Annotated in this window: 15 protein-coding genes; 6 read left to right on the top strand and 9 right to left on the bottom strand. The window is 59.6% G+C overall.

Annotated features, from left to right (window positions below; genetic code table 11):
- Positions 1-94: 94 nt before the first annotated feature.
- Positions 95-484, bottom strand: a complete 390-nt coding sequence (locus tag AC0QKW_RS07860; protein WP_473150508.1) for a hypothetical protein — start codon at positions 482-484, stop codon at positions 95-97.
- Positions 485-542: 58 nt separating this feature from the next.
- Here AC0QKW_RS07860 and AC0QKW_RS07855 point away from each other — a divergent pair, with 58 nt between their 5' ends.
- The 3 genes from AC0QKW_RS07855 to AC0QKW_RS07845 all read left to right on the top strand — a co-directional run bounded on the left by AC0QKW_RS07855 (position 543) and on the right by AC0QKW_RS07845 (position 3,107).
- Positions 543-1,232 carry a response regulator transcription factor gene (locus tag AC0QKW_RS07855; RefSeq protein WP_473150507.1) on the top strand — a complete coding sequence of 230 codons (690 nt, stop codon included), beginning with the start codon at positions 543-545 and terminating at the stop codon, positions 1,230-1,232.
- Positions 1,225-2,502, top strand: a complete 1,278-nt coding sequence (locus AC0QKW_RS07850) for a sensor histidine kinase (protein ID WP_473150506.1) — start codon at positions 1,225-1,227, stop codon at positions 2,500-2,502. The genes AC0QKW_RS07855 and AC0QKW_RS07850 overlap by 8 nt, the downstream gene beginning before the upstream one ends.
- A 98-nt stretch (positions 2,503-2,600) precedes the next feature.
- Positions 2,601-3,107 (top strand): response regulator, encoded by a 507-nt coding sequence (locus tag AC0QKW_RS07845; protein ID WP_473150505.1) that lies wholly within the window; start codon positions 2,601-2,603, stop codon positions 3,105-3,107.
- 27 nt (positions 3,108-3,134) lie between these two features.
- Here AC0QKW_RS07845 and AC0QKW_RS07840 read toward each other — a convergent pair whose 3' ends face one another.
- A complete protein-coding gene (locus tag AC0QKW_RS07840) occupies positions 3,135-3,815 on the bottom strand; it encodes a DUF2834 domain-containing protein (protein ID WP_473150504.1) in 681 nt (226 codons plus the stop codon).
- 287 nt (positions 3,816-4,102) lie between these two features.
- On the opposite strand from AC0QKW_RS07840, the gene AC0QKW_RS07835 reads away from it, so the two are divergent.
- Together AC0QKW_RS07835 and cutA are read left to right on the top strand one after the other, a co-directional pair.
- Entirely contained in the window at positions 4,103-5,089 is a 987-nt protein-coding gene (locus AC0QKW_RS07835) for a pentapeptide repeat-containing protein (protein WP_473150503.1), read from the top strand.
- A 2-nt stretch (positions 5,090-5,091) separates the two neighbouring features.
- Positions 5,092-5,424: a divalent-cation tolerance protein CutA gene (gene cutA / locus AC0QKW_RS07830; protein ID WP_473150502.1), complete on the top strand. Its 333-nt coding sequence runs from the start codon at positions 5,092-5,094 to the stop codon at positions 5,422-5,424.
- 58 nt (positions 5,425-5,482) lie between these two features.
- Here cutA and AC0QKW_RS07825 read toward each other — a convergent pair whose 3' ends face one another.
- Positions 5,483-5,896 carry a hypothetical protein gene (locus AC0QKW_RS07825; protein ID WP_473150501.1) on the bottom strand — a complete coding sequence of 138 codons (414 nt, stop codon included), beginning with the start codon at positions 5,894-5,896 and terminating at the stop codon, positions 5,483-5,485.
- A 494-nt stretch (positions 5,897-6,390) separates the two neighbouring features.
- Between AC0QKW_RS07825 and gndA the strand changes: the two genes are divergently transcribed.
- Positions 6,391-7,815: an NADP-dependent phosphogluconate dehydrogenase gene (gene gndA / locus AC0QKW_RS07820; protein ID WP_473150500.1), complete on the top strand. Its 1,425-nt coding sequence runs from the start codon at positions 6,391-6,393 to the stop codon at positions 7,813-7,815.
- A 183-nt stretch (positions 7,816-7,998) separates the two neighbouring features.
- Here the strand turns inward: gndA and AC0QKW_RS07815 are convergent, their stop codons facing one another.
- The 6 genes from AC0QKW_RS07815 to AC0QKW_RS07790 form a co-directional block, all read right to left on the bottom strand.
- On the bottom strand, positions 7,999-8,574 hold the full coding sequence (locus tag AC0QKW_RS07815; RefSeq protein ID WP_473150499.1) for a Uma2 family endonuclease: 576 nt from the start codon (positions 8,572-8,574) through the stop codon (positions 7,999-8,001).
- Positions 8,575-8,638: 64 nt separating this feature from the next.
- The gene (locus tag AC0QKW_RS07810; RefSeq protein WP_473150498.1) at positions 8,639-9,244 is read right to left on the bottom strand and encodes an anthranilate synthase component II; all 606 of its coding nucleotides are present in this window, start codon (positions 9,242-9,244) and stop codon (positions 8,639-8,641) included.
- Between the two features lie 24 nt (positions 9,245-9,268).
- Entirely contained in the window at positions 9,269-9,730 is a 462-nt protein-coding gene (locus AC0QKW_RS07805; protein WP_473150497.1) for a diacylglycerol kinase family protein, read from the bottom strand.
- Between the two features lie 73 nt (positions 9,731-9,803).
- Positions 9,804-10,319, bottom strand: a complete 516-nt coding sequence (gene ybeY / locus AC0QKW_RS07800) for an rRNA maturation RNase YbeY (RefSeq protein WP_473150496.1) — start codon at positions 10,317-10,319, stop codon at positions 9,804-9,806.
- Between the two features lie 2 nt (positions 10,320-10,321).
- Positions 10,322-10,522: a DUF3285 domain-containing protein gene (locus AC0QKW_RS07795; RefSeq protein ID WP_473150495.1), complete on the bottom strand. Its 201-nt coding sequence runs from the start codon at positions 10,520-10,522 to the stop codon at positions 10,322-10,324.
- An 81-nt stretch (positions 10,523-10,603) separates the two neighbouring features.
- Positions 10,604-11,566, bottom strand: coding sequence for an isopenicillin N synthase family dioxygenase (locus AC0QKW_RS07790; protein ID WP_473150494.1), 963 nt, complete (start codon positions 11,564-11,566; stop codon positions 10,604-10,606).
- Between the last annotated feature and the right edge of the window lie 24 nt (positions 11,567-11,590).

The raw sequence follows: 11,590 nt of genomic DNA, 5'->3' as shown, positions 1-11,590 counted from the left end.
GGGTAGGTTCATACCGGCATGCAGCACTGCCGCACGCTTTGGGCACAACAAACGCTCAAAATTAAGCCTTCAAACCTTATCTCCCTCACCTCGCTCAATCAATGCGGTAGCGAATCAGGGCGCGCACGGTCTCTGGGGTCAGGCCCAGGTCTTGGGCGATGGCCTGCTCGATGTCAGCGTACTCTACCAGGGGGTATTCAAACTCCATTTCCTGGAGAGAAGAGCCGCTGGTGCGGACCGAAACCTCGGTAATCTGAGACTGGCGGTCGATTTCGGCGTCGAGGGCGAGCACTCTGACCCTAAAGGAGACCGTAACCGCCTGGGCTCCGGTAATGTCTACGGCTAGGGTGGCCCCGTGGGTGTGGCCCAGCACCCGGTCGGTAAACCAGCCGCTGTACACCCATACGGCGACACCGGTCAGCACCATGGGCAGCCCAAATTGGAGACTAATTTTTAGCCAGCGGCCTAGGGGTTGGAATGGCATCGCGAGGGGTAAAGTACATAATTTGACGGTATGGCTAGCCCGTAGAGAACTGCCCACGATGAAAATCTTACTGGTTGAGGACGATCTAGCCCAGCTTAAACCGCTGCAGCAGGCTCTGATCAAAGCCAATCACCGGGTCGATGCGGTGGCCGACAGCCACATTGCCCAGCAGCTCATGGGCGATCGCCCCTACGACCTGCTGGTGCTTGACTGGATGCTGCCCGACATCACCGGTATTGAGCTGTGCCAGCACTATCGTCGCCTAGGCAAGACCGCCCCGGTGATGTTTCTCACCGCCAAAGACACCATTCAAGACAAGGTGGCCGGGCTCGATGCCGGGGCCGACGACTATTTGGTCAAGCCGGTCAACCTGACGGAGCTGCTGGCGCGGGTGCGGGCGCTGGGGCGCAGGTCGCCGCTGTGGCAGGGCGATCGCCTCAGCCTGGGCGATCTATCCCTCGACCTCAACACCCTCGTCCTCGAGCGCGCCAGCGCTACGGTGCCCCTCTCAGGGCGCGAATTTCAGCTGATGGAATACCTGCTGCGCCACCCCCAGCAGGTGCTGACCCGCGACCAGATCGAGCAGGCCCTGTGGGACTGGGACATGCAGCCCGAAAGCAAGGCCGTGGCCATGGTGATACACCGTCTGCGCCAGCGCCTGCAAGCCCTCAGCGCCGAAGACTGGCTGCAAACGGTCTATGGCATGGGCTATCGGCTGGCCCCACCGGAGGGCAGCCCCCATGTTTGAGCGCAGTCGACTAAATCTGGCCCGCTGGTTTACGGTGTCGATGGGCAGCATTTTGGTGGTGTTTGCGGGGTTGCTCTACGCCCGCGAAGCCCGCGATCGCGTCGACAGCTTTGATCAAACCCTGTACGAAACCAGCCAGGTGATCGCTTCTGGGGTAGAAGAGATTAGCTATGGCGATCGCCGCCGCATTGATCTCGAAGACGCCCCCCTGCTGGGCAGTGACGCCATTCGCCTCGATACCACCGTCGTGTTTGCCCGCTGGTACACCCCCGAAAAGCAGCTGTTGCAGTTTCTAGGGGCGATTCCACCGCCGCTGCTCGAAGCCGACATGGGCTTTCAAACCCTTGCCGGGGCCACTGCCGGGGGAGATGCCGCCCCGCTTCGGCAGCTCACCCTGCCGGTGTACCGCAATGGCGACGTGCTGGGCTACCTGCAACTGGCAACAGCCCTTGACCCGGTGACCCAGCCACTGCAAGAGCTGCGCTGGTTTTTAGCGGTGGGGGTGCCCCTGGCCCTGGCGGCGATCGCGGTAGCGGGGTGGGCCTTGGGCGGCATGGCCATGGAGCCGATTCACAGTGCCTACCAGCGGCTCCAGCAGTTTACCGCCGACGCCTCCCACGAGCTGCGTGCCCCGCTGGCGGCGGTGATCAGCCATGCCCAGCTAGGGCTCATGGAGCCCACCTCACCGGAAGAACAGACAGCCTGCCTGCAAACCATTTCTGAGATCGGCGAGGGGATGAGCACCCTGGTGGGGCACCTGCTGTTTTTGGCCCGGCACCAGGGCGATCGCCCCTGGCAGGCGGCTCCACCCCTCGATCTGCTCACGGTGCTGGAGCCTATCGTGGCCGACTACACCACCCTGCTGGCGGCCCAAGCCATTCGCCTTGACACCACCCTGCCCGCCACCTCGGTATGGCTGCGGGGCGAGCCCGATCTGCTGCGCCAGGCGGTGCTCAATCTACTAGACAACGCCCGCCGCTATACCCCCGCCGGGGGCACCATTGGGCTGCACTTGACCACCCAGCCCCGGTGGGCGCTGCTGCGCATCGAAGACTCTGGCAGCGGCATTCCGGCGGCAGATTTGCCCCATATTTTTGAGCGGTTTTACCGAGTGAGCGCGGCGCGATCGCGTCAAACGGGCGGTTTTGGCCTAGGCCTGGCCATTGTCCAGCAAATTATTACCCTCCACGGCGGGCACATTATCGTCACCAGCCAGATCCACCAGGGTACCCAGGTAGCCCTGCGGCTGCCCCTGGCCCCGCCCAGCTGAAACCCTGGTGTTACTTTTGGGCAGCAAGCTGGGTAGAACGGCTCCATAGCCCTTCCCCAAACCGTGCTCTAACTGTGTTCTCTGTAAGGTGGTTTGCCATGATGTCAGGCCTATTGCTGCCCACCACCCCAGCTCCTGTGCTGACTCGGCGGCGGCGATCGCTGCAAACCGAACCTCTGCATCCTGAACCCGCCCTGATGAGGGGGCGAACGCATCCCTCTGGGTCTAGCAACCCCACCCATGTGCTGGTGACCGCCAACCGCGCTCGTTTGGCAGCACTGCTGCAAAAGGGGCTGCATCGCCTGGGCTGGAGCACCAGCTTAGCCACTACTCCCCATGGCCTGCTCACCACTCTGCGACAAACCCCCGTCGATTTGGTCTTAATCGATGCCGACTACTTTCAAACCGACACCGCCGCCCTCGTCAAGGCCGTTGACCAACGGCGATCGCAGGCCATCCTCCTAGCCGCCGACTATCGCCTCCACGGCCAAGATCTCCGCGATCTGGTAGCCCCCGACAATATTGTGATCAAGCCTTTCTCTACCCAACAGTTGATGGCAACGCTGCGGCGCAGGCGGGCCGAGCACAAGCATTGCGAGGTTTGAGTTTTGAGTAGGGACAAAACTCAAACCTCACAGTTGACCAGAAATTCTATTTGGCAGCTCCTCCATCGCCGCCGACCCCTCTGATAACAGCGGCCTTAGGGCCAGGTATAGACAGGCTCCGACCAGCGGCAACCCCAGCGCCACCGCCATCGGCCAGGGCTGCCGCAGCCCCCGACGGGCCATGTCGTCGCGCAGCAGCACCGGAAACAGCAGCCACAGGGCCACAAAGTCTAGCGACATCACGTGAATGAAGCGGCTGGTCTGCCACTGCTGCCAAAAGTCGGGCCAGTCTCCTTTAAGTAATGCAAAGGCGGCGAGGGCGATCGCCCCCAGCCCCAGCCCAGCCCCCAGCCAGCGCGACTCGGTCAGGCGCAGCAGGGCGCTTTTTTGCCCGCCAAAGCTGGGATTAGGCTGCCGCAGAGCCAAATAGGGCAGCAGCGCAAAGGCCCCCACCGCAAAAGAGCCAACCACAAAGGGCCAGGCCCGCAGTTTTTGACCCTGACCATCGACTAGGGCGACAGCGGCGTAGACCATCGGCCAGATGCCCATGGCGTTGAACAGCGCCACAACAACAGGGTTAATGCCCTCCCAGGCTCCGGTGGAAAGGCGCAGAATGAGATCGGCTGTGTCGGGGCGATCGGGGGGTGCAAGTATAAATGCATACAAAACAAACCCTAGCCAGAGAGTCCAAAAAACAAATCTTTTCATACCTGCTCAAGTGCAAAGTTTCTCACTAAATTATCAACCATCAGCAACGAAGGCTGTTAGCCTCTAGAAAAGCCAATAACCTGTATTCATAGCGCTCTGACCCCAGAGATAGCCCTCAAGATAACAAGTGTTAAAAAATAATTAATCACATTTTGAACCGTAAACTTATGTTCTCCTTCCTTAGTTAAAGAAGCGTTAACTTCACTCATAAACTCATTTTTTGTCGCTGTTTTTATACTGTCTTATACTGCCTGCCTAGACCACTGACCCGATTTTGGGATCGTGCCGTGCCATTGATAGCCCCCCGTGAGTCTGGCATTTCCCCAGCTCACCACCGTAGCATTATGCACATTAAGTATTTTCTTGAGCTTTATGAGGCCGGATATCGCAATTTTGCCGGCATCAGTTTGGCCGGGGCCGACTTTAGTCGCCACATTTTAGTTGAGGTCGATCTCAGTCGTGCCAACCTCAAGGGTGCCGATCTCAGTCGGTCATTTCTCACCCAGGCCAATCTCGACTACGCCGACCTCAACTGGGCCAACCTGAGCTTCGCCAAAATGAGCGAAACCCACATGGCTCAGGCCGACCTCACTAAGGCCAACCTACGCGGGTCGTTTATGGTGCGGGCCGATCTGCGCAACGCTCAGCTCAGCGGCTGCGACCTGTGCCATGCCAACCTGCGCCAGGCTGATCTGCGCGGTGCCAACCTCTGCGGTGCCAACCTCACCGGAGCCAATCTGCGGGGTGCCAACCTAAGCGGAGCCAATCTCTCCTGGGCCTACCTGACGGGGGCGCGGCTCAGCGGTGCCGATCTAGAGCGCACCCGCATGGAGGCTACCAATCTGGAGGGTGCCTGGCTCAATGGTGTCGATCTCCACGGCATGAACCTGGCTGGGGTAAACCTCAAGGAGGCTAAACTCAACGGCGCCAACCTCAACCAGGCCAACCTGAGTTCGGCCAATCTGGCCCACACCACCATGCGCGGGGTCAGCATGGTGGGAGCTGACCTCAGCGGCTCCGACCTCACTGGAGCAGTGCTGTGGAACGGCATTCTAGATGGAGTAGATCTGTCGCGGGCTGACCTCACTCGCGCTCACCTGGGCGAAGCCTCCCTCAAGTCAGCGGTGGTCGATGGCACTGAGTTTACTGAGTCGGTGCTGCCCGCCGAGGCCAGGGCCTACCTCTACCAAGCGGTTCAGGGGGAAACCCGCTGGACCCACCGCCCGGCGAGAGAAACCCTCAACCTGTCTCACTTTGTCGATCGCATTGCCTAGCCATGACCGCAGATCTTGGCGTGGTGCTAGTCACCGCTAGCTCTGAGGCCGAGGCCGATCGCCTGGCTCGCCATCTGGTGGAGGTTCGCCTTGCCGCCTGTGTGACTGTCTACCCCGTGCGATCGACCTACCGCTGGCAGGGGCAAGTGCAGGCCGAATCTGAATGGCAGCTGGTGATTAAAACCGATCTGAGCCAGTTTGATCGACTCAGCGAGTCGATCAAACTGGCCCACAGCTATGAGGTGCCCGAAATCATCGCCCTCCCCATCGTGGCCGGGTTACCCGCCTACCTGACCTGGCTACAGGCTGAGGTACAAGGCCAAAAAAAGAGCTGACCAACGGCCAGCTCCAATTCAGCTACTCAAGGAGATGTCAAACACAGGCAAGGTTGATCTAGCGACGCAGACCGGCAACTAGGTCAGACTCGGTTGAGTCGACTGAAGCGATCGCAGGTATGGCAGTCTCAGCCAGCAAAACAGTTTCGGCAGTGATGCCAAGGTCGGCCTCGGCAGCCAGAGCCGCAGCATTTGCTGCCGACTCTTGAGCTAGATGGCGCTGACGCAGCAGCACCGTACCACCGGTTAGCAGAGCGGCGATCGCCCCCAATCCACCCAGGGCTGCCCCCAGGGCATTGCTGTCCGGAGAGGCGCTCAGCCAACCGCTGGGGCCATCACCCGCAGCCGTTACCTCAGGCGACCCCAGCTTAGAGAACGCACAACCAGAGTAGGCGCTAGCAGACGTAGCCGCAGTCAAAAGCCCAGCCGTCATGGCCAGAGCCACCCATGTAGGACAAGAGGGAAGTTTCATCGCTAGTTAGAGAGAACGTCACAACGTAACGCCATTGTTACGGCACTTTCCAAATTCAACAGCTTCAGGGGCTACAAAATTTGGGAAATATTACGGTTCCTCACCATCCTCAAACCGTCGCCTTCATCAGTTCTGCTTTCAGCGCCAGCAGCTTCTCAATGGGGGCGGCGGGGTGAGTGGCAAACAGCCCCGAGACGTCAAAATCTTACTCTGGGGTAGATGACCGGCCCCGATAGGTCACGAATCCTTAGCTTTTAACCGCAACACCTAAAGAAAACCTTTGGGTGCATGGTCATCTGGAAAAAGTTGTTTAGTCTGTTGACAGTTTTGGTGGGTAGTTTTGATCCGGTCGGTACTCCATTGATATCCCACAGTGCGTTAACGTCCCCCTAACCGACCCACCCCACACTTCTCCCTAGAATGTTCTCCCTAGGGCTCCGCTGGCAGCAGACTCCGTTTTTGACTTTTGACCGAACCGTTACCGAGAGATAGATATGGCACAGAGTTTTGGTGTAATTGGCCTCGCCGTCATGGGCGAAAACCTGGCCCTCAACGTTGAAAGCAAAGGCTTCCCAGTGTCGGTGTACAACCGCACCGCCGCCGTGACCGAAAAATTTATGGCCACCCGCGCCCAGGGCAAGAACGTTGTAGCCGCCTACAACCTCGAAGAATTTGTGCAGTCCCTTGAGCGACCTCGGCGCATTTTGGTGATGGTGAAAGCGGGCGGGCCAGTAGATGCGGTGATCGACCAGCTCCGCCCCCTGCTCGACGACGGCGACATGATCATGGATGGGGGCAACTCTCTCTACGAAGACACCGAGCGCCGCACTAAAGATCTCGAATCTACCGGCCTGCGCTTTATCGGCATGGGTGTGAGCGGTGGCGAAGAGGGCGCTCTGCTCGGCCCCAGCCTGATGCCCGGCGGCACCCGCGCCGCCTACGACTCGATCGAGCCCATCGTCAAAAAAATTGCGGCCCAGGTCGATGACGGCCCCTGCGTCACCTACATTGGCCCCCGGGGCGCGGGCCACTACGTCAAGATGGTGCACAACGGCATCGAGTATGGCGACATGCAGCTGATCGCCGAAGCCTATGACCTGATGAAGAGCGTGCTGGGCCTCGATCACAACCAGCTGTTTGAGGTGTTTAGCCAGTGGAACCTGACCGACGAGCTGAACTCATTCTTAATTGAGATCACCGCCGACATCTTCACCAACCTGGATGAAGACACGGGTGAACCGCTGGTGGAGCTAATTATGGACGCGGCGGGCCAAAAGGGCACTGGCCGCTGGACGGTGATGAGCGCCCTGGAGCTGGGGGTGGGCATTCCCACGATTACGGCGGCGGTGAATGCGCGAATTTTGTCGTCGATCAAAGCCGAGCGGGTGGCGGCGTCGAAGGAGCTGATCGGCCCCACGGTCAGCTTTGATGGCGATGTCAAGGCAATGGTGAACAAAATTCGCGATGCCCTCTACTGCTCAAAGATCTGCTCCTATGCCCAGGGCATGGCCCTGATTGGGGCGGCATCGAAGCACTACGAGTACGACGTCAATCTGGGCGAAACCGCCCGCATCTGGAAAGGGGGCTGCATTATTCGCGCTGGCTTCTTAAATAAGATCAAACATGCCTACGATGAGAACCCCGGCCTGGCCAACCTGCTGCTGGCCCCAGAGTTTAAGCAGACTATTCTCGATCGCCAGACCGCCTGGCGGGAAGTCATCGCTATGGCGGCAACCTTCGGCATTCCGGTGCCGGCCTTTAGTGCGTCGCTTGACTACTTCGACAGCTATCGCCGCGATCGCCTACCCCAAAACCTGACCCAGGCTCAGCGCGACTACTTTGGTGCCCACACCTACGTGCGAACCGACAAAGAGGGCACTTACCACACCGAGTGGAAGCGGGCTGCGGTGCGCGCATAGATTTCGGAGATCGAAAAAATGCCCCCCGAATCCACAGATTCGGGGGGCGTTTTTTGGGGAAACCTCCCTAGCCTGCATTATTCATGACCCTGGAGAATTGCTCGTCATTCTCGTGGGAACGGGAATCTGGCTGAAGTAACCTGAGCTCAAAGTCTTGCCACAAGAGGCTTTTTAGCTGTCGACTCACGTTCGCGCTGCAAACAGGCGGGCCACCTCGCACGCAAATCCTGGTAGCAGGTCTGAGGTAATCGTGTCTTGATCTAAAAGGGTAGCTGCTAAGACTAGCTGAGCCTGCTCGCGACGGTAGATCTCAATCCGCTGGGCTGTGCGGTCAGCGATCCAGTATTCCAAGACCCCTTGGATAGAGTAGAGCTTGAGCTTGGCGGAGCGATCGCGATCTTCGTTGGCTTTACCGGGCGATAGCACTTCCACAACCAGCTCCGGTGCGCCCTGAAAGTGACCGGCCTCGTCTTGCGTTTGGGCAATGCGTTCATCGCTGGCCCAGACCACATCAGGCGAAACATTGTCGGCATCTGAGAAAATTAACCCTGGCATGATGGACGCTTCACCGTGGCCAGAGGTCAATGCCCAATCATCCAGCGCAGCAAAAATGCGACCAGCCAGCTGCTGGTGCTTGTGGTGGGGCGATCGCGTCACAAACAGCTCTCCATCAATAATTTCGTAGCGAATCCACTCGTTTTCCGGGAGCGCTTCGATGTCTTTAGTGGTCCAGCGAACTGGGCTTTTAGCAGCGATCATGGCTGAGAACCCTGGAGAAACTGTAGATTTTGATTGTGTGGCCCGATCCAATATGGGCAATGCCCTACGCAGCGACGGGTACCGGAATCGACAGCAGGAAGTTTCGCAAAATTTGCAGGCCCGCCTCGGTCAAAATGCTCTCGGGGTGAAACTGCACCCCTTGCATATGGGGATAGTCGCGGTGCTGTACGCCCATGATGGTGCCGTCTTCGACCCAGGCGGTAATCTCAAGTACGGCGGGGCAGGTGGGACGATCGACCACCAGGCTGTGGTAGCGGGTGGCCTGAAAGGGGTTTTCTAGGCCCGCAAACACGCCCTTGCCGGTGTGGAATACAGGGGAGGTTTTGCCGTGCATGAGTTCGGCCGCGCGCACGACATTACCGCCAAACACCTGGCCGATGCTCTGGTGCCCCAAACACACGCCCAGAATGGGGATGGTGGGGCCGAGCTTTTCGATAATCTCTAGAGAAACGCCGGAGTCGTCGGGGGTGCCGGGGCCGGGGGAGATGACGATACCGTCAGGCTTGAGAGCAGTAATCTCAGCCACAGTGATCTCATCGTTGCGAAACACCCGCAGGTCAGCGGCCACGGGCAGCTCGGCCCCTAGCTCGCCTAGGTACTGCACCAGGTTATAGGTAAAGCTGTCGTAGTTGTCGATGATGAGAATCATAGCGGCGGGGGCAAGCGAGCAGGACTAAAGCTGGGAGGAAGACAGCCGCACCAGGGGCGGCAGCAGCAGGCAGACCGCTACCGACACCGACACCAGCGCTGAGATCAGCACGGCGGCGGCGGCGCAGTCTTTGGCGATCTTGGCAAGTTCGTGGTAGGTCTGCTCTACGGTCAGGTCGACCACCGACTCAAGGGCGGTGTTGATCAGCTCCATGGTGAGCACGATGCCGCAGGTGAGCACGATCACCGCCAGCTCTACCGGGGTGAGGCGCAGGACGATCGCCAAGCTGACCGCCAGACTGCCTGCCGTGACATGAATACGAAAGTTGCGCTGGGTACGAAAGGCGTAGCTGACCCCCTGCCAGGCATATTTGAAGCTGACCAGCAGGTTGGTGGCCACTCGCCAGGAGAGCGATCGGGCTACCGGGCTGAGGTTGGCCTCAGCTACCGGCACCACCGACTCTGAATTTTCGCTGTAGAGGGTCATAGATAGTTAATGTATGTAGTCGTTGGGGCAGTAGGCCCCTACACCGTACCGTAGAGATAGAATCAGGCCCAATCTAGCCTACTTTTTCCGAATTTAAACCGACGAGGGCGAGCAATTCGCTCTGTTTGGCCAGCATTGCTGCCAGGGTAGCGTCGTCGGGGTGATCCCAGCCGAGCAGGTGCAAAAAGCCGTGGGCTGCTAGCCAGACGGTTTCCCAGCGGAGGGAATGGCCGGCCTCGGCAGCTTGGCGGGTGGCGGTGTCTAAGGAAATGATAATGTCCCCCAGGTTGAGGGGTTCGGTGGCCAGCAGATCGGGTGCCACCGGAAAGTCTAGGTCGATCGCCGCAAAGGAGAGCACATCTGTCGGCCCCTCTACCTGGCGAAAGACCTGGTTAAGCTCGGCAATGGCGGCATCGGTGGTGAGCTTGAGCGCTAGCTCGTAGGCCCCCAACGGAGACCCCTCAATGGCTCCCTCAATGGCCAGGTGCTGGCCCCACTGGCTAAACCAGGCTTGCCACTCGGCCTCGGTTACCCCATCGGCCTGGGGATGGTCGGCATCTAGGGCTATCTCTAGGGCGATCGCAGTCATGGCTAGTGCGTCAGGTAGGCAAGGCCCACCAGCAGCGTCAGCAGCGCCGTCACGGTGAGCGAAAAGTGAAACAGCGACTTACCGCCTTTTTTAACCATGTTGCGCATGGCCAGTTTGACAAAACTGGGGGGGGCTTCGGCGGCTGAGGCCGGCTGATCGACAGAGGGTTCGACTGGTGGCTCGACAGAAGAGGGCTGACCCATGGCGGCGGTTGCAGTGCGGCGTGCAGACTTCATTCACTCTACCGGTTTTTGGGATGAGCGGCAGGAGAATCGTCGGTTGGGTCAGTAGGTAGCCTGCAACCGGCTGAGCAGATAGTCTCCAGCGGTGATGGGCGGGTACTGGGGCGGGTTGTCTGGCCCCTGGCAGGTGGGCAGACAGGCGATCAGAGCATCGGCGTCGGGTTCGCAAAAAAAGGCAATCGAGTAGCGATCTCGGTGGGCCTTGTCGGCCTGGGGCAGGGCCACCCGGTGCTGGGTAGAGCGAAACACGCCGTTGCTCCAGCGCTCGGTCAGATCGCCCGTATTCACCAGCACCGCGCCGGGAATAGCCGGGGCCGCTAACCATTCGCCCTGGGCGCTGAGCACCTCTAGCCCGCCCACCTCGTCTTGAAACAGCAGGGTGAGGGTGCCGTAGTCAGAGTGCGCCCCAGCGCGAATTTGCCCCGGCTTGGGCGGGCGGGCCAGGGGCGGGTAGTGCAGCAGGCGCAGGGTATACCACTGGGTGCGGTGGCGGCTGGCCATAAACTCCTCGGGCATGGCCAGGGCCAGGGCAAAGGCGCGAAAGAGCTTTTCGGCGACGACGGCGCAGGTGTCAAAGCAGTCGATCATGGTGGTGCGAAAGGCATCGTCTCCGGCGGGCCAGGGGTTTTTGACCCAGGCAATACCCAGGGCAGCGGCCTGATCGGGGCTTAGCTCTCGGCCCAGGTTAAAGGCTTCTTTGAGATCGCCGGGCTGGGTCTCGTCAAGGCGCTCGCGCTCTAGGCCGATATAGCCCCGGTTGCTGACCTCGCTAGCCCAGGCGATCGCCCGTTTGTCGGCCAGGGGCCGGGCAAAAAACTGGTGCGATCGCGCAAAGACCTCGTCTAGCAACGACTGGGAAATGCCGTGGTGGGTGAGATAGAGAAACCCCACCTCGTGACAGGCCCGATAGATCTCTTTGGCTACCTTGAGCTTGCCCACGGGGTCGTCGGTCAAAAATGGCGAAAAATCGATTAAAGGAAGTGATGGGGTGATGGAGGCGGTCATTTGGGGGAATGGCGAGGAAAACTA

The sequence above is a fragment of the Pseudanabaena sp. PCC 9330 genome, from assembly GCF_055795045.1.
The sequence above is the reverse complement of the archived record's forward strand: the minus strand, read 5'-3'. Positions and strand labels throughout refer to the sequence as shown.

Coding starts and splice junctions, on each gene's coding strand:
- AC0QKW_RS07860 (WP_473150508.1), bottom strand. CDS start 484: ATGCCATTCCAACCCCTAGGCCGCTGGCTAAAAATTAGTCTCCAATTT.
- AC0QKW_RS07855 (WP_473150507.1), top strand. CDS start 543: ATGAAAATCTTACTGGTTGAGGACGATCTAGCCCAGCTTAAACCGCTG.
- AC0QKW_RS07850 (WP_473150506.1), top strand. CDS start 1,225: ATGTTTGAGCGCAGTCGACTAAATCTGGCCCGCTGGTTTACGGTGTCG.
- AC0QKW_RS07845 (WP_473150505.1), top strand. CDS start 2,601: ATGATGTCAGGCCTATTGCTGCCCACCACCCCAGCTCCTGTGCTGACT.
- AC0QKW_RS07840 (WP_473150504.1), bottom strand. CDS start 3,815: ATGAAAAGATTTGTTTTTTGGACTCTCTGGCTAGGGTTTGTTTTGTAT.
- cutA (WP_473150502.1), top strand. CDS start 5,092: ATGACCGCAGATCTTGGCGTGGTGCTAGTCACCGCTAGCTCTGAGGCC.
- AC0QKW_RS07825 (WP_473150501.1), bottom strand. CDS start 5,896: ATGAAACTTCCCTCTTGTCCTACATGGGTGGCTCTGGCCATGACGGCT.
- gndA (WP_473150500.1), top strand. CDS start 6,391: ATGGCACAGAGTTTTGGTGTAATTGGCCTCGCCGTCATGGGCGAAAAC.
- AC0QKW_RS07815 (WP_473150499.1), bottom strand. CDS start 8,574: ATGATCGCTGCTAAAAGCCCAGTTCGCTGGACCACTAAAGACATCGAA.
- AC0QKW_RS07810 (WP_473150498.1), bottom strand. CDS start 9,244: ATGATTCTCATCATCGACAACTACGACAGCTTTACCTATAACCTGGTG.
- AC0QKW_RS07805 (WP_473150497.1), bottom strand. CDS start 9,730: ATGACCCTCTACAGCGAAAATTCAGAGTCGGTGGTGCCGGTAGCTGAG.
- ybeY (WP_473150496.1), bottom strand. CDS start 10,319: ATGACTGCGATCGCCCTAGAGATAGCCCTAGATGCCGACCATCCCCAG.
- AC0QKW_RS07795 (WP_473150495.1), bottom strand. CDS start 10,522: ATGGGTCAGCCCTCTTCTGTCGAGCCACCAGTCGAACCCTCTGTCGAT.
- AC0QKW_RS07790 (WP_473150494.1), bottom strand. CDS start 11,566: ATGACCGCCTCCATCACCCCATCACTTCCTTTAATCGATTTTTCGCCA.